Annotated in this window: 17 protein-coding genes; 3 read left to right on the forward strand and 14 right to left on the reverse strand. The window is 67.1% G+C overall.

The window, feature by feature from the left end:
- Positions 1–10: 10 nt before the first annotated feature.
- From phnA to G6N67_RS16935, 4 genes are all read right to left on the reverse strand, one after another.
- A complete protein-coding gene (phnA, locus tag G6N67_RS16920; protein ID WP_197747968.1) occupies positions 11–1,333 on the reverse strand; it encodes a phosphonoacetate hydrolase in 1,323 nt (440 codons plus the stop codon).
- Between the two features lie 152 nt (positions 1,334–1,485).
- A complete protein-coding gene (locus G6N67_RS16925; protein WP_163642218.1) occupies positions 1,486–2,388 on the reverse strand; it encodes a LysR family transcriptional regulator in 903 nt (300 codons plus the stop codon).
- The gene (locus G6N67_RS16930; RefSeq protein WP_036430154.1) at positions 2,385–3,731 is read right to left on the reverse strand and encodes a cation:dicarboxylate symporter family transporter; all 1,347 of its coding nucleotides are present in this window, start codon (positions 3,729–3,731) and stop codon (positions 2,385–2,387) included. Before G6N67_RS16930 ends, G6N67_RS16925 begins: the two co-directional genes overlap by 4 nt.
- Positions 3,732–3,972: 241 nt before the next feature.
- Positions 3,973–4,155, reverse strand: a complete 183-nt coding sequence (locus G6N67_RS16935; RefSeq protein ID WP_131524589.1) for a hypothetical protein — start codon at positions 4,153–4,155, stop codon at positions 3,973–3,975.
- Positions 4,156–4,400: 245 nt separating this feature from the next.
- Here G6N67_RS16935 and G6N67_RS16940 point away from each other — a divergent pair, with 245 nt between their 5' ends.
- Entirely contained in the window at positions 4,401–7,037 is a 2,637-nt protein-coding gene (locus G6N67_RS16940; RefSeq protein WP_230021738.1) for a LuxR C-terminal-related transcriptional regulator, read from the forward strand.
- Between the two features lie 12 nt (positions 7,038–7,049).
- On the opposite strand, the gene G6N67_RS16945 is transcribed toward G6N67_RS16940, so the two are convergent.
- The 10 genes from G6N67_RS16945 to G6N67_RS39520 form a co-directional block, all read right to left on the reverse strand.
- On the reverse strand, positions 7,050–9,122 hold the full coding sequence (locus tag G6N67_RS16945; RefSeq protein ID WP_036430152.1) for a CHAT domain-containing protein: 2,073 nt from the start codon (positions 9,120–9,122) through the stop codon (positions 7,050–7,052).
- Positions 9,119–10,552 (reverse strand): metallophosphoesterase family protein, encoded by a 1,434-nt coding sequence (locus G6N67_RS16950; protein ID WP_051578536.1) that lies wholly within the window; start codon positions 10,550–10,552, stop codon positions 9,119–9,121. The genes G6N67_RS16945 and G6N67_RS16950 overlap by 4 nt, the downstream gene beginning before the upstream one ends.
- Positions 10,553–10,613: 61 nt before the next feature.
- Positions 10,614–11,657, reverse strand: a complete 1,044-nt coding sequence (locus G6N67_RS16955; RefSeq protein ID WP_073915794.1) for an esterase — start codon at positions 11,655–11,657, stop codon at positions 10,614–10,616.
- Positions 11,654–12,250, reverse strand: a complete 597-nt coding sequence (locus G6N67_RS16960; RefSeq protein WP_036430150.1) for a hypothetical protein — start codon at positions 12,248–12,250, stop codon at positions 11,654–11,656. The genes G6N67_RS16955 and G6N67_RS16960 overlap by 4 nt, the downstream gene beginning before the upstream one ends.
- Positions 12,247–14,001, reverse strand: coding sequence for a GMC oxidoreductase (locus G6N67_RS16965; protein WP_051578534.1), 1,755 nt, complete (start codon positions 13,999–14,001; stop codon positions 12,247–12,249). The genes G6N67_RS16960 and G6N67_RS16965 overlap by 4 nt, the downstream gene beginning before the upstream one ends.
- Before the next feature lie 137 nt (positions 14,002–14,138).
- Entirely contained in the window at positions 14,139–15,848 is a 1,710-nt protein-coding gene (locus tag G6N67_RS16970; RefSeq protein ID WP_036430149.1) for a GMC oxidoreductase, read from the reverse strand.
- Between the two features lie 45 nt (positions 15,849–15,893).
- Positions 15,894–16,946, reverse strand: coding sequence for a Rieske 2Fe-2S domain-containing protein (locus G6N67_RS16975; protein WP_036430147.1), 1,053 nt, complete (start codon positions 16,944–16,946; stop codon positions 15,894–15,896).
- Positions 16,943–17,914 (reverse strand): PDR/VanB family oxidoreductase, encoded by a 972-nt coding sequence (locus G6N67_RS16980; RefSeq protein WP_036430145.1) that lies wholly within the window; start codon positions 17,912–17,914, stop codon positions 16,943–16,945. Before G6N67_RS16980 ends, G6N67_RS16975 begins: the two co-directional genes overlap by 4 nt.
- Positions 17,911–19,149, reverse strand: a complete 1,239-nt coding sequence (locus G6N67_RS16985; protein ID WP_036430143.1) for a cytochrome P450 — start codon at positions 19,147–19,149, stop codon at positions 17,911–17,913. Before G6N67_RS16985 ends, G6N67_RS16980 begins: the two co-directional genes overlap by 4 nt.
- Before the next feature lie 27 nt (positions 19,150–19,176).
- Positions 19,177–19,302: a hypothetical protein gene (locus G6N67_RS39520; protein ID WP_268951280.1), complete on the reverse strand. Its 126-nt coding sequence runs from the start codon at positions 19,300–19,302 to the stop codon at positions 19,177–19,179.
- A 199-nt stretch (positions 19,303–19,501) separates the two neighbouring features.
- Here G6N67_RS39520 and G6N67_RS16990 point away from each other — a divergent pair, with 199 nt between their 5' ends.
- Entirely contained in the window at positions 19,502–20,764 is a 1,263-nt protein-coding gene (locus G6N67_RS16990; RefSeq protein ID WP_051578533.1) for a PucR family transcriptional regulator, read from the forward strand.
- 40 nt (positions 20,765–20,804) lie between these two features.
- Positions 20,805–24,146 carry a formate dehydrogenase gene (gene fdh, locus G6N67_RS17000; protein ID WP_165572149.1) on the forward strand — a complete coding sequence of 1,114 codons (3,342 nt, stop codon included), beginning with the start codon at positions 20,805–20,807 and terminating at the stop codon, positions 24,144–24,146.
- Positions 24,147–24,160 lie beyond the last annotated feature (14 nt).

A 24,160-nucleotide genomic window follows, 5' to 3' on the forward strand; every position in this document is an offset into this window, starting at 1 on the left:
TGGTCGGGCGCTAGACCGCTGCCGCGGTTCGGGATTGATGTTGTGTGACGAGGGTGGTGGCCACCCAGAACGCGTCGTAGTTGTGCACGTAGGCGTCGGCGCCATACGGCTCGTCGAGCAGGTCGGGACGCGGCAGCGCGCGGTTGATGATGAACGGGATCTGCAGTTCGCCCAACGCCCCGTGCGAACGCAGAGGCGCGTCGAGCCCGGTGAGATCGTGCCATTCGGCGAAGCGGCCCACCGCGGTGCCGGCGTCGGCCATCAACACCACATCACCGATCCGGTCACCCGGCAGCCCGAAGACATCGACCGCGTCGTCGCGGCTGTACACGGCCTGTACCCCGTTGATGGCCTTCAGCGCACTGATCACCAGATCTTGGTCGGTGCCTGTCGGTAGATGGATGCTGGCGAATGAACCCAGGGCGCCGTGGTGCACGGTATATGGGTCCGTGATGGGCAGGATCACCCGAACCCCGTCTACACCTTCGCCGCCCAGGATTCGGCGGACTTCGTCTTCGACGTAGATCACGCGCGGGGTTCCGGTCTCGTCGGTCTTGGCACTCATCCCGTGATCGGCCGTGAGCACCACGATCGCGCCGAGTGCCTCCAATTGTGCGGCGTACGAATCGATCATGGCGTAGAACCCGTTGGCGGTTGCGGTTCCGGGGGCATGCTTGTGCTGGATGTAGTCGGTCAGCGAGAGATACATGAGATCGGCGCCGCGTGAGGCGAGGATTGCGACCCCCGCAGCAAGCACGAACTCCGACAGATCCGCCGAATACACTTCCGGCACAGGCTTTCCCACAAACTCGAGCACGTTGTCGATGCCGTTGTCGGCCAGGGTGGCCTGATCGGCTTTCTCCGCGGAAAAACAGATGCCGGTGCGCGACGGTGCGACGAACGCGCCGCCACCGTCGAGACTCGGCCCTTCCTCGACCAGACCGGCGCCCAGCAGGTGCCGAAGTTTGTCCTTGGCGGTGACCACGACGACGTCGAATCCTGCTTGGCTCGCTGCGGCGAAAATGGTTGGTGCACGCAGGAACCGCTTGTCGTTCATCAATACTTCTTCGCCGGTGGTGGTGTCGAAGATGTAGTTGCCCGAGATGCCGTGGACACCAGGCGGACGCCCGGTCGCGATCGATAGATTGTTCGGATTGGTCAGCGCCGGTATGGCGCAATGCGCAGGCCATGAACTGGACTCGCCGGCAAGTACTCGGCTCAGCCACGGCATGTGGCCCGCTTTCATCGCCTCGACGTGATAATCGGGCTCACTGCCGTCGATGCAGATGACCACCACCGGTGCTCCCGGCAGCACGTATGTCCGGTCGTTCACGCTGAATGACGAAGGGGATTCCACTGATGCGCTCCTCGTGCTTGGTTGGGTGACAACGGCCTCGTGTAGCAACGGCCCGTCAGTAACAGTGCTCGGGTCCGGCGGCGCGCGGAACCCAGGTTCTCGCTATGGGAGCCATAGCTTGGCGAGATTCACTCCCGTGTGCACTTCTCGGTGACCAGTGCGAGGAAGTGCTCTTCTGCGCGCGTCAGGTGATGGTCGGTGCGCCGCACGAAGCAGACGGGGCGGGCAGGTGGCGGCGGATCGATGGCGAGTTCGGCCACCCGGCCCAGTGCGAAGGCGTCGCGGCACACGATCCGTGGAAGGCACGAAATGCCAAGACCTTCCGCGACAGCCGCGACGATCGCGCTGGTGCTGGCCAGCGTCCACGTGCGGACGTCGGGGATCTGCCAGCGGTTCACGAGTGCCTCCTGATAGGTCCGCGTCGCCGAACCCTGCTCGCGGAGTAGCACGATCGAGCCTCGTAGCACTCGTGGCTCCGCTGCCGAGCCCGCCAGCGGGTGCCTGCCGGACACGACGACGGCCTGCTCTTCGCTGGGTAGCGGTATGACAGTGAGGGCCGGATCGTCTACTTCCGCCGCGATGATCCCGAGGCCCACCTTGCCTTCGAGGGTGTGACGGATCGCCGTCGATGAGTTGTCGATGTGCACGTCGATCGTGACATCCGGATAGGTCGAGGAGAAGTCCTGCAGCAGCCCGGGCAGGAACGCGCCTTCACTGGTCGTCGTCGTAGCGCTGATGGTGAGCGAACCGGTCAGCGGCCGGAGACTGATCCCGGCGAGATCGTCTAGCGCCTCGTCGGCGATAGCGAGCATCCGGTACGCGTGCGCAAGCAGAACTTCTCCGGCTTCGGTGAGCTTGAACTGCCTGCCCGTCCGTTCGATGAGCAGGGATCCGACCTCGGCTTCTAGTTGGCGCAGATGGGTGGATGCGGTGGACTGCGTGATGCCGAGTTCCCGTGCGCCCGAGGACACACTGCCTGCGTCGACGATCACGGTGAACACGCGCAAGCGGTGCAGGCTGGGCAGGGTCACCGGGACGCCACCGCGGCCGGTGCGGCGGGTAACGGGGGAGCGTCCGGCACCCACGAGGTTCCGGCGATGATGGCATGCACCTGGGCGGGCCGGATTTCGCCCTGCCAGCGGCCGATCACCAGACCCGCGACGGCGTTGCCCAACGAATTCACCACCGCGCGACATTCCGACATGAACCGGTCGATTCCGAACACCAGCATCACGCCAGACACCGGAATCAGGCCGATTGCGGACACGCTCGTGGTCAGCATGACGAAGCCACCGCCCGTCACCCCGGCCGTGCCCTTCGACGCGAGCAGCATGACCAACAGCACCATCACCTGCTGTCCGATGGGCAGGTCGATACCGAGGGCTTGCGCGATGAAAACCGTTGTCAGCGTGAGGTAGATGCACGTGCCGTCGAGATTGAACGAGTAGCCGGCGGTAACGCTCATGCCCGCGGTGCCCTTAGAGACCCCGAGGTTCTCGAGTTTGCGCACGATGCCCGGCAGCGCCACCTCCGACGACGACGCGCCGAGAGCCAGCAGCACCTCGTCACGGAAATACCGCAGCACACGCCAGGGGTGCAGCCCCACCGAAAGCAGAATGCCGCCGAGCACCACCGCGATGAACACGATCGAGGTCGCGTAGAAGGTCAGGATGAGCTTCAGCAGTGCGCCCAGAGATGCCGCGCCGAAATTGCCCGCCGTGTACGCCATGGCACCGAACACGCCGACGGGTGCGGCCCACACGACGATCCGCACCACTGCGAACAGTGCCTCACCCACCCGCTCGACGCCTTGCGCGACGGGGCGGCCGCGCTCGCCAAGCAGTTGGAGACCGATTCCGAACAGCACCGCGAAGAACAAGATGGGCAGGATTGCGCCGTCGGCCAGACTCGCCACGATGTTGGACGGAATGACCTGCAAGAAATAGTCGTACCAGGCGAGTTCTTTGCCCGCGGCGACCCCGTCTGCGACTTTGTCGCTGAGCTCCAATGAGGATGCATCGGCATGCAGTCCCACGCCAGGGCGGATGAGGTTGACCGCGAGAAGACCCAGCGCGAGGGCGATCGTGGTGACGATCTCGAAGTAGATGATCGAGCGGAGCGCGACCCTGCCGACGGCACCCAAGTTCGCGACGGCGCCGATGCCGGCGACGACCATGCAGAGTATGAGCGGACCCAGCGTCATCGTCAGCAGGCTGACGAATGCGTCACCAAGCGGTTTGAGCGACTTGCCGGCTGACGGCCAGACCAGGCCTACTGCCGTGCCGAGCGCCATTGCGATCAGAACCCACACGTAGAGATGGCGATACCAGGGCGTCCGTCGGGAGGGAGGATTCGCGGGGGAGCGCAGCGTCATGAAACGCCATGATTCGAAGCAAGACCGAAGCCGTCACCAACTCACGGTGACGGGCGAATGAACTGTCGGCCCCATCTGGCCGACCTCTCGTTGGCCGCGATCGAGAATTCCGATATCGCCCTACGGCCGATCCCAAAGACACAAAAAGTGCCCCAAAACGCCGCTTTTGGGGCACTTTTGCGTCTGCCCGCCACCGTCGCCGGGAGGTCATCCGGCAACGCGAGCAAACTCCGGACCGACCCTATCCGGGGCCGGTGCGGCCCAGCATGTCCGACGGTCCCCCGAACCACGCATCGTCGATACCGCTGAGCATCGGGTGGGCGGTCCCGGTGTCCGGACCCCGGTCGTCGGTGTGCTCGTAGAGCACGTCGCGACTCGGGTCGGCACCGGGTACCACCGGTGACTGGCCAGGTTGAGTGGACATATGAACCCCCCTCGATGGTCCCATGTGCTTACTGGCTGCGGTCGAGGTCAACGTTAGGAGCGCGGGCCACGGCGGCGCACGAGTAGTGCACTACTTGTTTCCGAATCAATAACCGCGCCGCCGGAGGGCAAGCGCGCCCCAGACCGTCTTCAGCAAATTTTCCCGCCGGGAGTCCGCGTCCGCCACGCGGTCGCATTCGGGTTTTTCACCAAGTGAAGCAATCCGGCCCGGCTTAAGATTTGACGGTGGCGGAGGTTCGCTGGAAATTGGCGCCACGCCAATCGGTGTGGGAACGCATGGATTCGGCGTTGAGCAGCACGGCCCATCACGGCGTGGTTCTGGTGGGAGCGGCAGGTGTCGGCAAGACCGAGATCGCGCGTGCGGTCGCGCGCCGTCATGCCCACAGCGACCCGCGGGCCGTGACCCGCTGGGTGGCCGGAACCTCGTCGGCCACCCACATCCCGTTCGGGGTGTTCAGCCATCTCGTGGAGGTCTCCGGCGCGGGCGAGTCGGCAGCGTTGCTGCGCACCGCGCGAGAGACGCTGTGTGGCGGGACCGACGAACGCCGCCTTTTGATCGCCGTCGACGACGCCCACAACCTCGACACCTTGTCGGCGACGCTCGTGCATCAGCTCGCGGTGAGCAGTGGCGTCCGGCTGATCCTCACCGTCCGGGAGGGCGAGCCGGCCCCTGACGCCGTGACCGCGCTGTGGAAGGACGGCCTGCTTGCGCGCGTTGACGTCGAACCGATGAGTGCGGCCGAGGCCACCACGCTGCTGGAGTCCGTGCTGGGCGGTCCGCTGGAAACCAGCAGCGCCGCCAAGATCAACGCCGCCAGTGAGGGCAACCCGTTGTTTTTGCGGCACCTGGTCGACGGGGCGCTGCACTCGGGCCGGCTGCGGCTGGTCGAGGGGGTCTGGCAGCTGCGCGGCGCGATCGCACTGTCGTCGCACCTGTCCACCCTGATCCTGCAGCACCTGGATTCCATGCCGCCCGCAGTGCGGCAGGTGCTGGAGTATCTGGCGATCGAAGAGCCGCTGACGCTGTCCGATCTGGCTGCCGTGACGGGTTTGGACGCGGTCGAGCAGGCCGAGGCGGCCGGGGCGGTCACGGTGACCGACCGCGGCGGCAACACCGTGGTGCATCCCGCGCACCCGCTCTACACCGAATGCGTGCGCGGATCCATGGGACAGCTGATCGGGCGCCGGCTGCGCACCACGCTCGTGGCCCAATTGAACACGCGCCCACCCGAACACGTCAGCGACCGGCTGCGATTGGCGGCGCTCGCGCTGGGCACCGACGCCCCGCTGTCACCAACCGATCTGGTGGTCTCCGCCTACGAGGCGATGCGACTCGGTGATCTGGTGCTCGGCGAGCAACTCGCCCGCGGGGCGCTCGACCGCGGTGGCGGCCTGGCCGCGCGCCTGCCGCTGGCGCACTCGCTGGCCTGGCAGGGCCGTGGTCGCGACGCCGACGACGTCCTGGCGGCGGTCGACCCGGACACGTTGTCGCAGTGGGATCTCATGGCGTGGGCGCTGCCCAAGGCCGCCAACCAGTTCTGGATGTTGGGGGAGTCGCGGCAGGCCGTCGATCTGCTGGCCCAGGTGCGTTCCCGCATCACCGAACCGGCCGCGCGGGACAGCCTCGACGCGCTCGCGGCGACGTTCGCGCTCAACACCGGCGAGCCCAGGCAGGCCATCGAGATCGCGGGCGACGTGCTGGCCTCGACCACCGCGCAGGATCTCGCCGTGGCGTGGGCCGCGACCTCGGCCGCGCTAGCCAGCGCCCGGATCGGCCGCTTCAAAGACGTTGCCGCCCTGGCTGATCGCGGCTTGAATGCGCAGCACCCCGGTCTGCTCCGGTTCACGATCGGGCTCGGGCAGACGACCGCGGCGCTCATGGATTGCGATCTCGCGGGTGCCGAGAAGCTGGCCCGGCACTATCTGAGCTTCTCCGAGTTCCAGCAGCCCGGCCGGGCCATCGGTGACGTGCTGCTGGCACACGTTCTGATGGCGCGCGGAGCCCTGCGGGAAGCGGCCTCGCTGTTGCGGCAGAGCGCGGCGGCGCTGATCTCCACCGGGTACTCGTGGGGCCCGCTCGCATTGATGTACCTTGCGCAAACCCTTGGTCAACAGGGAGATTCGTCCGCTGCCGCCCAGGCCCTGCAACGCGCCGAAGCCGCGCACGGCATGCACTCCGCCCTGTATGCACCCGAACTGGAGTTGGCGCGCTCCTGGACCCTGGCCGCGGCCCGCGACGTGCGGGGCGCGATGGCCGCGGCCCGAGAAGCCGCGGCAGTCGCCGAGTCATCCGGTCAGCTGGCGATCGCACTGCGGGCCCTGCACGACGGGGTCCGGTTGGGCGACACCCGGCTGGCGGACCAGGTGCAGCGGATCGGCAAGCAACTCGACTGTGCCCTCGCACCTTTGGTGTACGCACACGCCCGCAACCTGGCCGACGGTGACGCTGCCGGGCTCGATGCCGTTGCCGCGTCGTTCGAGTCGCATCAGCTCAACCTCGCGGCCGCGGATGCCGCGAGTCAGGCCGCGGTGCTGCACGGTGGCGCCGGCAAACGTGCCCTCGAGTTGAAGGCCAAGAACCGCGCGGCGCAGCTCGCGGTGCACTGTGACACACCGTCGACGCCGGCGCTGGCTCGCGTGCTCAACCCGCTGCCGCTGACCGATCGGGAATTGGAGATCGGCGTGATGGTCGCAGAAGGGTTGACCAACAAGGCGATCGCCGACCGGCTGAGTGTCTCGGTGCGCACGGTCGAGGGGCACATCTACCGCGCGTGCATCAAACTCGACGTGCCCGACCGCGCGATGCTGGCCGCCGCGATCTCCGCGACCCAGATCTCCCGCCGTGCCAACGCGGCGCACTGAGCGCCGGGTCACTCAACCGTCGACGAGCTCCAAAACCGCGCTGGGGTCACCGAAGAACGCGTACGCCGCGTAGGTGTCGGTGTCCTCGTCGTCGTAGGCCCGTTGGCGCACGCGCCGCACGATCTCGGCGATCGGCGTGCCCGGGGACGTCAATGCGGTCTGGTAGACCTCGACCGCGAACTGGTGCGCCAAGGTGTCGTCGACCGGCCACAGCGGAGCCAGAATCGCCCGTGCCCCGATGTCGCTGAACGCGACGGGGAATCCGGCGCCCCCGACAAGCGCCGGGATGCTCATCCCGGTTTGGCACGCGTTGAGGAACACCATGGGGGCACGACGCCGGCACAGGGCCTTGAAGCCGTCGAGCGCCAGGATCGTGTCGGAGCGGAGTTCCTGTTCGTTGTCGAGCAGCAGGACCGCGTCGAAGTTGTCCTGGTCACTGGCGCCGTGACAGACGAAATGCAGCAGCGAAGCCGAATTGTCCTGGAAGTAGCGGTCGAGACCGTCGATCGAGGCGTCCTCGATCTTGATCCCGCGCAGGTTTTGAGTCATGTAGGTGACTTCGTCGTCCGCCGATGCCAGCTTCCGTTCCCCCTCGTAGCGGGGAGCGACCACGAAGGTTCTGCTCACCGGCAGTCGCTGCGGTGGCGATGCGGAATCGCTGCGGGTCCACCGGCCGATCGCGAACTCGACACCCAGCGGTGCGCGTTCTTCGGCGAACCCCGCGACCACGCGATGCGGAATCATCAGTTCCCACGGCAACGTCGGTTCGGCGGTCGCGATGTAGAGATTCTTGACCGTGACGTTCGCGTCGATCAGATCCCAGATCAACTTTTGGAACGTGGGTGGCGCAGCCTTCCAGAAACGGTATCCGGCCTCCTTGAGGTTGCGCCTGCGCTCGGTGGCGGACCGTGATTCGTCGATCAGGCCGTCGAGCTTCTTCGCGACGAACTCGGCTGCGGTCTCCGGCAGGCCGAACTCGGCTGAAACCCCAGCCTGGTATGCGGGCAGCAGTGGGGACTCGACACTGCACACGTAGTGCTGCCCGTCGGCGACCGGCGCGGTCACCTTGACGGTGACATCCGGAGCGACCGATTCGACGTGGATGGGCAAGCTCGACGCGGCCGCCGCATGCCCGGGTATCTCGGGCGCCTCCGATGCGGCTACGGTCCAGTCCCAGGCTCGGCTGACGAATCCGCTCGGCCTGCCGTTGTAACTGAACTGGGCCAGCATACCTGCGGGCCGCCTGGGCGCGTCCGCAGTCACCTCCAGCTCGAAAGTGGCTTCTGCAGTGCGCTTTTCGCTGCGCTTCAGAGTGACTTCGCGCCGTTGCCCGCCGCGATGACGGAAATGCGGGCTGGTCACGAGTTCGACCGTGAGGGCGATTTCGGTGACCGATTCCGGAGCCGTGATGACCACGTCGCGGCCGTCTTCCTGCTCTGCCATCGGTGCCTCGTCGAGGTACACCGTCACGGTGATCCTGCTGTCTGCCGCCTTGGGCAGTCGGTCCGGCGCATCCAGGTGCGGGGTCCGCTCCAGTACGGTGTCCGCGGCCGGTTCGGGCGCGGCGGCCCGGGCGCGGCTTCGCCGCCGACGCGGTGGTGGTGCAGGTGCCACTTCGACCGGTGGTGGCGCGCCGAAATCGGGCAACGCCTCGGCCATCTCGGGCAAGATCGCACCACCAAAGCCGTCGAGGTGTACCCGGCCGCCGGGTGCGGGAGCGTGGCGAACGTCGCGGTGCGCGATGAGGATGCCGACCGCCGAGCCGCCGGACATCACCGCGACCACCCGCGGCTCGGGCAGCCGCTGTAGCCGACGCTGGAGCTCGCGGCCGTCGGTGCCGTGCAACACGTCGACGACCGGCGCCTGCCGGATCGCGGCGCGCAGTTTGACGCGGTTGTCGCAGAGCTGCAGCAGCTCGTCGCGGTCGGCACCGAGGAACACCCGAATCTCGGCCGCCCCGATCTGCACCACGATGTCGGTCCCTGGCGGCGTTCGCTTGACGAGTCCGTCGACGACCTTGTCGAGAGTGCCGTGGACATAGGTGATCTCGGTGATGGGAATGAAGTCGTAGCCGGCAATGATCACGGTGCCACCCCCACCTGGTCGACGCGGTGATGCTCGTGCCCGGCCTCGTCGACGTAACGGACGTCGAGGCGTTCGTCGTGCAGGTCGAGCACCGCGAAGCCGAACATGCCCCACGGTTCCAGGCCGGTGCTGAACCGCTTGAGGTATTCGTATTCCCATGGCGCCGGCGCGGTCTGGCCCTCTTTCATCACCAGGTATTCCGGCACGCCACCGTGGCCGATGCAGCTCGCGAAGCCCAGCCGGTGCCCGTTGTAGGTGGTGGGCGAGTACTGGATACAGCGGTGTTCATGGCCCCACAGCCAGGCGTCGACCCGTTCGGTCGCGAGGACCGGTTCGATCTGGGTCCGCAGCGGGTGGTTCTTGTTCTCGTGCGCGCTGAACAACTGATGATGGCTCAACAGGCACGTGCGCATGTCCGGTGGGGCGTTGACGATCCGGTCCCGCGCCCAGCCGGTTTGTCCGCCGAACAGGCCGGCGTCCTGGTAGGCGGTGTCAAGGCCCAGGAACTGCCAGTGGTCGGTCTCGACCGCGAAGTAGCTGCAGCCCTGCTGGCGCGCGAACCGCGGATCGGTCAGGCCCACGTCGAAGTACGCGAAACCACCCGAGTACAGCTCGTGATTCCCGGGGATCGTGAGCGAGACGACCTCGGACCCTTTCGGCACGGGCCATGGATCGAGGAAGCGCTCCCGGAACTCCCGTTCGGTACCCGAGTAATACACGTCGCCGAGGTGGATGACGACCTTCTGCCTATGCGGATCTCGCGCCAGTTCTTTGGCGACCTGATCGGCGACCAGGCGGGCCCGCGGCAGACCCGAGCCCCAGTCACCGATCACGATGATCACCGCGTCATTGGCGACTTTGATCGTCGCCGGGTTGTCCACGAACGGGTGACTGCCCGTGCACGCATCCCGCCAGATCTTGTTGACGAGGGACAGCGCCCACCGGGGGTCGCTGAGCCAGGCCCACTTTCCGGTGGCGATCTCCATCTTCTTCCACACCCGCCGGTTGCCGACGGTCGGCGCCAGTTCAACACCTTTCAGGCTGCTGCCGGTGATGGCAGGCGTGGCACCGCCGCGGCGCCGGCCGGCGGCCGGGGATTGCGACGACACCTTGCCGGGATCGTGTTCGGCGATGGCCTGTTCGAGCGCGGACTGCAGGATGGCCATCAGCTGGTTGTGAGGCAGGAAGATGTGGTCCTCGCGCGGTGGCGGGGCGTCCGCCGCTGCGGCTGGCACCGGCTCGGGCGCACCGAGCTCGGCCGCTGCCTGCCCCAGCGCCTCCTCGAGTTCGTGAAGGTCGGCGGTGGAGTAGTCGTCCAGTGGGGATTTCTTGCCCCGGCGTTGATGTGCGGACGTTTCCTTGTTCAGGACCGTCCTGGCCCCCTCGGTAACCGCGAGCATGAAGTCCCGGTTGAGAAACTGTTCGATCATCGGGGTACGACCTTGTCGAGGGCATATTGTCCCGCCAGTGCCCGCTGGCGTGCCGGTAGGGTCATGCGCTCAACTCCTCGAGAATGAGTGGGAAGACGTCACGGGCCGAATACCGCCCCATGAAGATGTCGAGATGGCCGTAGCCACGGATCTCGTGGATCCGGTGATAACCGCGCCGGTAGGAGTCGAGGTACTCGAACGTGCGGTGTTGGCTGGCAGGCAGGAAGCAGCGGTTGTGTTCACCCGCGATGAGCGTGAACCGCGCATCGGTCTGGGGCGGTCCTGACATCGGATCGGCGGGCAGCTCGCGGAACTTCCCCGTCGGCATCAGGCGGCCCCGCCGCACAGATGCGCCCATCTGGTTGAAGAATGTCAGTGGAACGGAACCGAATTCGGCACGCAACCACTCGTGGGTTCTGGCCGACAGGTTCTCGTGCGCCCACAGCGCGGGCCTGCCGGACCCGTACGTGAAACTGACCATCTTGCAGGATCCGTTGTCGCACTCGCGATGTGTCGCATTGACCATGGCCACCATCGCGCGTTCGACCCACCGCGACGGCCGGTCGGTGCCCCAGCGGGGGTTCAGGCGGGGAAATATCGGCGTGATCCGCGGGACCACCTGGGTGATCTTGAACTGCGACCACCGCGGGATGACCGGATGCAGCGACATCGCATTCGACACGATCCGGTCCACCTGCGGCAGCAGGCCCGACACGGCCGACAACGCGAAGCTGCTCGAACCCTGGCAGTGGATCAGGGCTTTCACGGTGTCGGCGCCGGTCTTGTCGATGATGCACGCGACTGCGCGCGGATGGTCGAGCACCGCGGCCTGATCCAGATCCCAGTCGTTGAGCGGCAGGTCGATGCTGGCCCGCCAGTTCTCCAGCCAGACATCCCAGCCGTCGGCCACGAGCGCGTCGACGATGTTGACGGATTCGGGGGCACGGAACAGGTTGGCGCGAACCCCGGCGCCGGGCGCCAGGATGACGGGCCCCCGCCACGGTTCCTGCGGGCCCCGGACGTGGTGCAGGTTGAGTTCCATGCCGTCGGCTGCTGTGAACGGCACGATCTCGGTGACGAGTTCGGTGGCCTCGGTCGATGTCATAGCGGGGGCTTCCGTCGGGGACCGCCGTAGGCGGCCAGCAGTCGATTGAGAAAGAACGAGCCGAACTGGGCCACGCCCAGAGGCGAACCGCGAAACGTGGTGAGCTGCCGTGCGAACATCAGGGCGTTGAGGCGCAGGATGCCGCGCGCGTGTTCGGTCTCGGGATCGGCGTCGTGGTCGGCGGTGCCGCGGACCAGCCGGGTGTAGAGCGTCGTGGTGTCCGACCACGGGTCGATGCCCCAGTCGTCGCCGACGTCCTTGTACCCGAGCAGCGTCATCTCTCCCGCCGAGGTGGAGAACGGCAGCCGGTAGCGCATGAGGTAGCGGCCCTCGGCCGGGGCCGGCGCGAACAGGTCGAAAGTGCCGTCGTGTACCGGCATGCCGACCGGGCTGAACTCCTTGCAACGCACCTCGCCGATCGCCTGCATGCGGTGGTCTGGGTCGGACCGCACTCTGTCGAGGTCGTCGGTGCCGATGGTCAACCGGAACGACAGCCGGTTCCAATCACGTTGCCCCACCACATAACCGGCGTCATAGGCCGGCGAGTTCACGGTGTAGAACCCGGCCATCGATTCGGTGAATTTGACTTTCATGACGCTCCCGCGAGTTCCGAGTCCTCGTCGTCGTGGTACGTCGACGGGGATTCTTCGAGCATGTCCAGTGCGACGCGCCGGGCGAACGCCGCGATGGTCAGCGACGGGTTGGCGCCGACCGGCCCGGGGAACACCGACCCGTCGCAGACCCGCAATCCCGGGACACCGTGGACCCGGCCGTGGCTGTCGACGACGCCGGTGGCCCTGGTGGTGTCGGCCGGGCAGCCGCCGAGCGGGTGCACGGTGATGACCCTGCGCTGCAGCAGATAGCTCGGGTTGACCACGAAATCGCCGTCGAGCAGTTCGGCGATCTTGCCCATCCGGTGCACCATGGTGTCGAAGTAGTTCATCGACGTACGGGTGGTCCAGGTGCTGTCGAGAATCTCTTCGGGGGTGTCCCCGTTGCGCAGGTACAGCGTGCCGTCGGGGATGTCGCGGCCCATGCCGAGCACCGGAAGGCTCTGCGCGGTAAGCCTTCCCGGGCCGAGCACCGACGCGATGTCGGCAGACAGCGAGGTGCGCCACCGTCCCGTCCACCGCGACCACATCCTCTTGGCGACCAGACCGGACAGCCGGCCGAGCTGCCGGCCCGCCTGCGAGGTTTCCACGAGCCAGGCAGCGAAGGCCGGATAGCCGGCGTCCTCGATGTACATGCCGAAGTCCTCGGCCGCTCCGGTATCGATCCGGTCGGGGAAGCGCGCGTAGGACGTGATGACCGGACCGTTTGTGCCGTCGAGCTTTTCGCGCGAATTGAAGATGAAACCGAGCAGGTCGCCGTTGCCGCAGAACCGGGTTCCCAGGGCCGGGTTGTCCAAACCCAGCCGTTCCCGGTTCTTCAACAGCAGATAGGTGCTGCCGAACGTCCCTGCCGAAACCACGACGCGGCGCGCGGTGATCGTGTGGATCGGCAGCGCGCGGGTGTCGGTGGGGCTGCCTTCGTTCTCCGGACGGTGCACCACGACCTCGACGTCGAACCGTCCGTCGTCGCGGCGCGTGATCGTGCGTACCTCGGTCCGCTCATGCAGGGACGCGCCGTGGTGGCTGGCCGCGGACAGGTAGGTATGGTCGAGGCTGTTCTTGGCGCCGTCGTTGCAGCCGACGTCGCACTCGCCGAGCATTCGGCACGTTCGGCGGGGTGCCCCGAACAGGTTCGGGTAGCCGGCATCCGGCAGCGGTGCCCCGATCGCCGGCTCGCCCTGCGCGTCACGGAACCGGACGGCCAGTGGGGCGAACGTGGTGTGAGCGCCGTCCAACCGCGTTGCGGCCGCCTGGAACGCGGCGGTCTTGGGCAGGTTGAACTGTGGGTGATGCGCGGGCAGTCGTTGCACGTCGAGGAACCGCTCGACCGCGTCGTAGTGCGGTTCGAGGTCGCCGTAGCCGAAGGACCACTCTTCTGTGATGCCTGGCCGATACGGGTGGTGTTGCCGGAACCACGACTCGTCCTTGCGCAACATCACGTTGGCATAGATCAAGGAGCCGCCGCCGACTCCACTCGACACCACCGAGTCCAGGCCGTCGAACGACCAGACGTTGAACATGCCGTGCAACCCCGCCGACGGATCCCAGAAATTCGTGCCGACACCCGCAGGCGTGCGCGGGAACGAACCCGGCGGGTAACCCTTGCCGCGTTCGACCAGACAGACCTCGACACCTGCCTCGGCGAGCGTCTCGGCCACCACGGATCCACCGAAACCCGAACCGATCACGAGGACGTCGGTGGTCTGCGGGACGTCACCGATGCGCAGACTCATGGCAGGCCCCGCTCGGCGGAATGGACATGCGTGGGCGAGCTCATCTTCATCTGGCATCCTCCGACGTCAACGACCGTGGAGAAACCATAGGGCGATGGCGAGATCGCCACACGAGTACTCGACTACTCGACCCTCGCTCAGGTCAGCGGCGCGGCTGTCAGTCGCAGGGCGGCAGGTGCAGTCGCGGGCACGGCGGGATGAGCGGGTGCCACCGCGGGGATCCGCTGATAGGCCTCGCCCAGCGCGGGCCGTGGGTCGACCTCGCCGCGGTTGGGCCAGAACGACGCGGCGCGTTCGGCTTGCGCGGTGATGGTCAGCGACGGATTCACCCCGATGTTGGCCGAGATCGCCGAGCCGTCGAAGACGTGCAGGCCGGGGTGACCGAACACCCGGTGGTACGGATCGATGACACCGCGGGCAGCCGAATCGCCGATCACGCAGCCACCGAGGAAGTGCGCGGTCATCGGGATGTCGAGGATCTCGCCGATGCTGCTGTACGGCGCACCGTCGATCTCATCGGCCAGGCGTCGCGCGGTTTCGTTGGCCGCGGGGATCCAGGTCGGGTTCGGCACGCCGTGGCCCTGGCGCGAGGACACCCGCACGCGGCCGAAGCGGGTCCGTCTCGGGAACAGGGTCAGCGAGTTGTCCTCGGTCTGCATCACCAGCGCGATGACCGTGCGCTGCGACCAGTCCCGCAGGCCCGCATACAACGACGCGGCATGAGCGGGGTGGCGCAGCAGCTGACCGAGCCATTTGAGCCAGCGCGGGATCCGGCCGCCGCCGTCGGTCATCACGGTGGTCAGCAGCGCCATTGCGTTGGAACCCTTGCCGTAGCGCACCGGTTCGATATGGGTCTTGTCGTCCGGGTGGATCGACGACGTGATCGCGACGCCCTGCTGAAACTCGGCTCCGTCGCGCTTGCCGAGCTTGGTGCTGGCGGTGCAGATCGCCTCGGAGTTGGTGCGGGTCAGCTCACCGAGGCGATCCGACAGCTGCGGCAGGGTGCGCCCGGCTTTCATGCGGTGCAGCAGCTGCTGCGTGCCCCACGTGCCCGCGGCGAATATGACGTGCTCCGCGGTGAACGTGCGGGCCGTGCGCGTGGGGCGCCAGGATCCGGTCCGCACGGTGTCGATCGCATAGCCGGTCGCCAGCGGCCGCACCGACGTGACGGTGGTCAGGGCGTGCACCTGCGCACCCGCCCGTTCGGCAAGGTACAGGTAGTTCTTCAGCAGCGTGTTCTTGGCATTGTGCCGGCATCCGGTCATGCACTCGCCACATTGCAGGCAGCCGCGGCGGGCCGGACCCGCGCCGCCGAAGAACGGGTCGGGAACCTCGACGCCGGGTGCGCCGAAGTACACGCCGACCGGTGTCATGCCGAACGTGTCGGCCACGCCCATCTGGGCGGCGACCTTGAGCAGCACCCGATCCGACGGGGTCATGGTCGGATTGGTCACCACACCGAGCATGCGTTTGGCCTGGCGGTAGTACGGGGCGAGTTCGGATTTCCAGTCGGTGATGCCTGCCCAGTGCGGATCCTGATAGAACGCATCCGATTTCGGTTCGTAGAGGGTGTTGGCGTAGACCAGGGATCCGCCGCCCACGCCGGCCCCGGCGAGCACCACGACGTCTGGCAGGACGTGGATTCGTTGAATGCCGGTGCAGCCCAGCCGCGGTGCCCAGAACGCCTTGCGGACCTGCCAGTTGGTGTCGGCGAAGTCGGCGTCCTCGAAGCGGCGCCCGGCTTCCAGGACGCCCACGCGGTACCCCTTCTCGGTCAACCGCAGTGCCGCGACCGAACCGCCGAAGCCCGAGCCGATCACCACGACGTCGTAGTCGAAGTCAGCCATGCGCCCAGCCCAGCACCGGGAAGCTGATCATGAGTTCCTCGATGGTCATATCGCGGTCCACTCTCGGGTGAGCCGGCCGGATTCCTCGTCGACCATGTCGAGAGCGATACGACGGGCCCGCACCGCGGCCCGATCGGCCTTGACGTTGAATTCCCGCCTGGGGAGGGCATCTTCGTCGCGCCGGCGCTGCACGGTCTCCAACGCCACGGCGTCGCGCTCGGCCCACTCGTGGAACATCGTGGCCAGGAATTTGCCGACCGCGTCGTCGTCGATCGCGTAGTCGCGGGCCATCTGCAGGAAAATGTGTGTGACGCCGGGAGATTCCGGGGTGAACCCCTGCACCCGCAACAGCTGGCGGGGCGCGGCGTCGGCCGGCTCGATCACGTAGCGCTGCACGTGCAACGCGGGGGAGACGAAGATGCCTTCCTCGCGCCGGATCCCGCTCGTGTCGGCGGGCAGCCCCGTGGCCTGGGTCTCCCACGGCGCCAGCCTGCTGGGCGGGGTGGTGCGGAAGTAGGCGACCGAGCGTTCCGATACCTCGACCTCTTCGAGCGGGGGCAGCACCTCGATGTCGGGCGGCACCATCTCGGGGTGCAGCGTGAAGACGTTGGTCAGGTCGAGGTAATGCTCATGCAGCAGAAGGTAGTTCGCTTCGATGCCCAGCACTTCGAGACTGCTCGCCCAGTTCGAGCCGTCGGCGAGCCACGGTACCCGCGGTGGGGTGCGCAGCGCGGCCGCACCCGGATCGCCCAGCCAGATCCAGATGAACGGCCCTAGTTCGACGACTGGGTAGGTGCGGATCCGCACGCCGCGCGGCACGTTGTCCTGCGACGGCACGTCGACGAGATCTCCCGCCGGATCGTAGGCGAAGCCGTGGTAACCACACCGCACCAGATCGCCGTCGCGGCGGCCGTCCGACAGCGGATGGGGCCGGTGCGCGCAGCGGTCCTCCATCGCGACCACGGAGCCGTCGCCGCGGCGGTAGAGCATCACCGGGATGTCGAGCAGGCGGCGGGCGAACAGCTCGGGCCCGACCTCGTCGCGCAGGGCAGCGACGTACCAGCAGTTGAACGGATAGTTGATGCGCGGGTTTCTCATAAGTCGAGCACCAATCTTTGTGAGCGGGAGCGTGATACGCAGATCATGATGGACTGGCCGGCTTCCTTCTCGGCGTCGTTGAGCACCGAGTCCCGGTGGTCTGGCTCGCCCTCGAGGACGTCGCATTCACACGTGCCGCACACACCCTCCATGCATGAACCGAGCACATCGAGGCCGGCGTCCTCGGCCACCTCGTAGATCGTCTTGCCCAGTGGCACAGTCAGAGTGAGGCCCGACCGTTGGCACTCCACCTCGAACGAGTCCAGGGTGTCCGGGGTGTCCTCGACGGTCTTGGCGGAGAAGCGTTCGACGTGCAGGCTGTCGGCGGGCCAGTGCCCGCACCCGTCCTCGGTCGCGGTGAGCAGCCCTTCCGGACCGCAGCAGTACACCAGGGTGTCCGGGTGGGATTCGGCCAGAACGGTTTCCAGCGTGGTCCGGAACGTGGCGCCCTCATCGCGGGCGCACACCGTGACGCGGTCACCGTAGTGGGAGAGCTGGTCGAGGTAGGCCATCGAGGACCGCGTGCGGCCCCCGTAGAGCAGGTGCCAGTCCGCACCGGTGGCCTCGGCGGCCGCGATCATCGGCAGCATGGGCGTGATGCCGATGCCGCCTGCGATGAACTGGTAGCGCGGCGCGTGCACGAGCGCAAAGTGGTTGCGTGGTCCGCGAACCCGCACCGTGGCGCCCTCGTGCAGCTTGTTGTGCACGAACTCCGATCCGCCGCGGCTCGCGGGATCCAGCAGCACACCGACCTTCCATTCGGCGCGGTTGGTGGTGTCGCCGCACAGCGAGTACTGGCGGACCAGCTCCGGAGTCATCACCAGGTCGATGTGGGCGCCGGGCGTCCATTCGGGCAGGTCGGCCCCGGACGGGTCGGCCAGGGTCAGTGTCACCACGCCGTCGGCGGAATCTTCGCGGCCGGTGACCAGCAGGTCGAGTTCGACTTCACGGTAGGCGGGCCTGGTCATGACGTCCGCCGGACCGGGATGGACTTGTACTGGTTGAGGAACAGCGCCTGCACGCGGGTCGGTTCGCCGTCGAGCGCAAGATCGGGGAACCGTCGCAGCGTCTCCTGGATCCACAGTTTGAGCTCGAGGCGGGCCAGGTTGGCGCCGAGGCAGAAGTGCCTGCCGCGGCCGCCGAAGGCCTGATGCCGGTCGGCGAGTCCTTCGCGGGTGATGTCGAACTTGTTCGGGTTGTCGAACGCGGTCTCGTCGCGGTTGGACGCGATGTACCACAGCAGCAGCCGGTCGTTCTCCTTGATGGTCGTGCCGTGCAGTTCGAAGTCCTTGGTGGCGGCGCGGGCCATGAATGCGAACGCCGGGAAGCAGCGCAGCCCTTCCTCGACGGTCGCGTCGATCAGTTCCGGGTTCTCCCTCAGCAGCGCGAGCTGGTCGGGGTTCTGCATGAGCGCGAGCATGGTCGCGCTGTAGGTGGCACGCGTCGAGTCGTTGCCTGCGGTCATCAGCAGCGCGAAGAACGTGGCCATCTCGAGTTCGGTCAGCTTCTCCCCGTCGACCTCGGCGTTCATCACCGCGGTGATCAGGTCGTCGCGCGGCGCGTCCTTGCGCAGCTCCATCTGCTCGTTGAGATAGGCGATGATCTCCAGCACGATCGCGCCTGCGTCATCCCATTGCGCCCGGATCTCGGGGTCTTCGAACGCGCTGAACACGTTGGTCCAGTGCACCAGCCGCTCGTCGTCCTCGGGTGGCGTGCCGAGCATCGAGCCGATCACCCGGGCCGGGACAGGCCGCGCGACGTCGGCGACCAGATCGAACCGGTCCCGGTCGGCGACGCTGTCGAGCACCTCGCCGATGATCTGCTTGATGGCCTCCTCGTGTGCCGCGACGCGTTCGGGCGTGAAGGCCTTGATGACCAGGGCCTTGAGCCGGTCGTGGCGGGGCGGGTCCATCGAGATCAGCTGGAGGCGCTGGACGTCGAGCGGGACTCCGATGTCGTCGACGTTGAAGATGCCGCGTCGTTCGGACGAGAACGTGCGGTGGTCGCGGCTGACCGCGCGGACATCGTCGTACCGCGTGATCGACCAGAAGCCGCCTTCGCCCGGCGCGGTGTGCTGCGGGCTGTAGTGCACCGGGGCTTCGCGCTGCATCCGGGCGAACAGCTCATACGGCGGGCCTGCCGCCCAGATGGCCGGGTCGGCCAGGTCGATGCTGTCGAGGTCGGTGGCGCTCACGGTGCTCATGGCGGCTCTCCTTCGCTTGGGTGCTGATTACTGGGCGGTGGCCAGGCGGCGTCCGCGCCAATCGCTGACCGCACGCACGGTGGAGGTCGCGGCGGGCACCAGGACCGGGAACAGGCCGATGAAGAACAGGAGGAAGAAGCCGAAAACAGACATGGAGAACTCGCTTTCTTGTCGGTGGGTTTTCGCTGTCGCCGCTGGTAGAGGGCTTGGCGCTGCGTTCGTGAAGAACGTTACGGAGATGTGGTGGCCGTCACGACGTCCTCAGCGGCTCAAATGGCGGCCCGCCTCTGTCCCCGGAGGACAAATTCCCAACCCGGCCACTTCGGCCCAGGGGGACAACTACGGTTTTCCCATGGCGGGAAGCGGCGTCGTGGACGAGGCGCGGGTCGCGGAAGCCGCCGTGGCCGTGACCGCCCGACTGGTCGACAAACTGCCGGTCATCACCAGGACCGTTCAGCAATCTGTGGTTGCTGCAATATCGGAACTGCGCGACGAGGACGAGCTGCAGCAGTTGCTGCGCGACACCGTCGAGACCAATGTCGAGACGTTCTTCGCGGCGATCAGGCACGGCATATCGGTCCAGAACGTCGAACCGCCCGCCGCGGCGCTGGAGTATTCGCGGCGGCTGGCGCAGCGCGACGTGTCGGCCAATGCGTTGACCCGGGCGTACCGGCTGGGGCACCGTGCCGCGTTGCGGTTCATCCTCGACGAGATCCGTGAGGCAGGCCTCGACCCGACGCTGGGGCTCGCGGTCTATGAGCTCATGGAATCGGTGTCGTTCGACTACATCGACCAGATCTCGCTGCGTGTGGTCGAGGAGTATCAGGACGAACGTGATCGCTGGGTCGAGTCTCGCAACAGCGTGCGGGCATCGCGGGTCAGGGAGTTGCTGGTGTCGGGCGAGGATGTCGACGTAGACGCCGCCGCGATGGCAATCCGCTACCCGCTGAGGCGAATTCATCTGGCCGCGGTTGCTTGGTGTGAGGGATCAGACGATGGCGACGAGCTGTCGTCGATGGAGCGGTTCTTCACCAGATTCGCGAAATGCATCGGGGCGCAGGAAAGCCCGTTGTTCATCTCGGTCGACCGGGTCACGGCGTGGGTGTGGATCCCGGTGCCGGGTGAGGCCTCCGACGACGTGGTGAACCGCTTGCGGGCAGCCGCAGACGGACCGCTGCTCGCGGTGGGCAACCCGTTGCCCGGCGTCGACGGTTTCCGGCATTCACACCGCCAGGCCCAGGAGGCCCGGTCCGTGGCCATCGCGGCGGGGCCCGCGCTGTGCAGGTTCACCGCGGCGAGCGACAGCGGGGTCTCGGTGGCCGCGCTGCTCGGCACCGACCTGGAATCTGCTGCGCAGTGGGTGGGTGACGTGCTCGGCCCGCTCGCCGCGGCGACTGAGAACGACGAGCGGCTCCGCGAAACCCTGCGTGCCTTCCTGAGGTCGGGATCGAGCTACAAGGCCGCGGCAGAAGAACTTCACCTGCACACCAATTCGGTGAAGTACCGCGTCAGCCGCGCCGTCGAACGACGGGGCAGGCCGATCACCGACGATCGGCTCGATGTCGAGGTGGCCTTGCTGCTGTGCCACTACTTCGGGGCGACGCTGCTGCGCTGAAGTCGCGCCCCACCATGCCCACACGTACTAGCCTCGAGGCATGGCGGGACCGAAGTTCTTTCTGGAGTGGCCTGTGCTGCGGCAATTCCGCTCCGGTGACCTGTTGGGCCGTGGGCCCGCGGTGACCTCGGCGCGCACGCGTGCCGTCGAGCCGCGCACCGCGACCGCCGACCGTGTGGTGCAGAGCGTGTGCCCGTACTGCGCGGTGGGTTGCGGGCAGCGGGTTTACGTCAAGGACGAGAGGGTCGTGCAGATCGAGGGCGATCCCGATTCGCCGATCTCGCGCGGCCGGTTGTGCCCCAAGGGCTCGGCGAGCGAGCAGTTGGTGAACTCGCCCGGCCGGCAGACCGAGGTGCTCTACCGTGCGCCCCGGGCCACCGAGTGGCAGAAGCTCGACCTCGACACCGCGATCGACATGGTGGCCGACCGGTTCATCAAATCGCGCCGCTACACCTGGCAGGAACGCGACGAGCAGGGCCGGCCGCTGCGCCGGACCATGGGCATCGCATCGCTTGGTGGCGCCACGCTGGACAACGAAGAGAACTACCTGATCAAGAAACTCTTTACCGCTGCGGGCGCCATCCAGATCGAGAACCAGGCGCGTATTTGACACTCCGCCACGGTTCCCGGTCTGGGAGCCTCCTTCGGTCGCGGTGGCGCGACGCAACCCCTGCAAGACATGGCCAATGCGGACTGCATAGTCATCCAGGGCTCCAACATGGCCGAGTGCCACCCCGTGGGCTTCCAGTGGGTGACCGAGGCCAAGGCCCGCGGCGCGACGGTTATCCACGTCGACCCGCGGTTCACCCGCACCTCGGCGGTCGCTGACAAGCACGTCCCGATCCGGGCCGGCTCGGACGTCGTGTTGCTCGGCGCGCTGATCAACCACGTCCTGACCAACGACCTGTGGTTCAAGGAGTACGTGCTCGCTTACACCAACGCGGCCACGCTGATCAACGAGAACTACCGCGACACCGAGGATCTCGGTGGCCTGTTCTCTGGCTTCGATCCCGAGACGGGCCAGTACGACCCGACCACATGGTCGTACGCCGATGCCGACGGTGGCGGGATCGGGTCGCCCGGCCGGGAGACGTCGGGTCTGAGCGCCTCGGACAGTGCCACCGGTGACCAGTACGGAAGCGGCGGACCGGCTCTCGAACACGCCGGGGTGCTGCGCGACGACACCCTGCAACATCCGCGGACGGTTTTCCAGATCGTCAAGCGGCACTACGCGCGCTACACGGCTGAGATGGTGCGCGACGTGTGCGGCATCAGCATCAGCGACTTCGAATACCTGGCCCGCACCATTACGCAGAACTCGGGGCGCGAGCGCACCACGTGCTTCGCGTACGCGGTCGGTTGGACCCAACACACCCTCGGTGCCCAGTTCATCCGCACCGCAACCATTTTGCAGCTGCTGCTGGGCAACGTCGGTCGTCCGGGCAGCGGCATCATGGCGCTGCGCGGGCACGCCAGCATCCAGGGCTCGACCGACATCCCGACCCTGTTCAACCTGCTCCCGGGTTATCTGCCGATGCCCAAGGCCGGCAACCACGACACCTTCGATGCATACGTCGACGCGATCGGATCGAAAAAGCAAAAAGGCTTCTGGGCCAATGCCGACGCCTACACGGTGAGCCTGCTCAAGGCGTGGTGGGGCGACGCTGCGCGCGAGGACAACAACTGGGCCTACGACTATCTGCCCCGGCTGACTGGGCCGCACGGCACGTATCAGACCGTGATGTCGATGCTCGACGACGAGGTCGAGGGGTACTTCCTGCTCGGCCAGAACCCGGCGGTCGGCTCGGCGCACGGCCGGATGCAGCGCCTGGGCATGGCGCACCTGAAGTGGCTTGTGGTGCGCGATCTCAACCTCATCGAATCGGCGACGTTCTGGAAGGACTCACCCGAAATCGCGTCGGGTGAGCTGCGCACCGAGGACATCGAGACCGAGGTGTTCTTCCTGCCCGCGGCCACCCACGTCGAGAAGGCCGGATCGTTCACGCAGACCCAGCGGCTTGTGCAGTGGCGCCATCAGGCACTCGCGCCGCCCGGGCAGTGCCAGAGCGAACTGGACTTCTTCTTCAAGCTTGGTCAACGGATCCGCGCCAAGCTCGCAGGGTCGACCGACGAGCGGGACCGCCCGCTGCTCGACCTCACGTGGGACTATCCGACCGACGAGCACGGCGAACCGTTGCCCGAGTCGGTGCTCGCCGAGATCAACGGGTGTCAGTTGACCGGACCCGACGCGGGCAAGCCGTTGTCGTCGTACAACGAACTGCGCGCCGACGGGTCCACCGCTGCGGGCTGCTGGATCTACACCGGCGTCTACGCCGAGGGCGTCAACCAGGCGGCGCGCCGGGTGCCTCGCGGCGGCCATGGCCCCAGCCAGTCGGAGTGGGGTTGGGCCTGGCCCGCCGACCGGCGCATGCTCTACAACCGCGCGTCGGCCGACCCGGACGGGAAGCCGTGGAGCGACCGCAAGAAATACGTCTGGTGGGATGACCAGCAGTCCCGCTGGGTCGGCGACGACGTGCCGGACTTCCCCGTGGATCTGGCCCCGCACAGCCGGCCGGACCCGGCGCTCGGCGGGCCTGCTGCGTTGGCGGGTGACGACCCGTTCGTCATGCAACCCGACGGCAAAGGGTGGCTGTTCGCGCCGCGCGGCATGCTCGACGGGCCACTCCCGACGCACTATGAACCGCAGGAGTCGCCGGTCGCCAATGCGCTGTACCCACAGCAGCAGAGCCCGTCGCGGATCATCTTCCCGCGCAAGGACAATCTGAGCGCTCCCAGCGCGGGTGACGCAGGGGTGGACGTCTACCCGTATGTCTTTACGACGTACCGGCTCACCGAACACCACACGGCAGGTGGCATGAGCCGTTGGCTGCCTTATCTTTCCGAGCTGCAGCCCGAGATGTTCTGCGAGGTATCGCCCGAGCTGGCCGCCGAACGCGGCCTGGAACCCTACGGCTGGGCCACGATCGTGTCGCCGCGCGCCGCGATCGAGGCCCGCGTGCTGGTGACCGAGCGGATGACCCCGCTGACCATCGGCGGGCACACCGTGCACCAGATCGGGTTGCCGTATCACTGGGGTGTCGGCGGCGATGCGGTCGTCAGCGGCGACGCGGCCAACGACCTGCTCGGCCTCGCACTCGACCCGAACGTGCAGATCCAGGAGTCCAAGGCCGGGTCATGCGACATCCGGCCCGGCCGGCGGCCGCAGGGCCCCGCGCTGCTGCGGTTGATCGAGGAGTACCAGTCCCGTGCCGGGGTGACCACCGAGACCGACAACGTCCGGATCACCGACCCGGCGCGCGAGATCGTCGACCCGCCGCCCGAACAAGATGACCCAGAGAAGGAAGGATGGTCACGGTGGTGACGTCCGGGAGGGAA

The organism is Mycolicibacterium mageritense, from assembly GCF_010727475.1.
Taxonomy (GTDB): Bacteria; Actinomycetota; Actinomycetes; order Mycobacteriales; family Mycobacteriaceae; genus Mycobacterium; species Mycobacterium mageritense.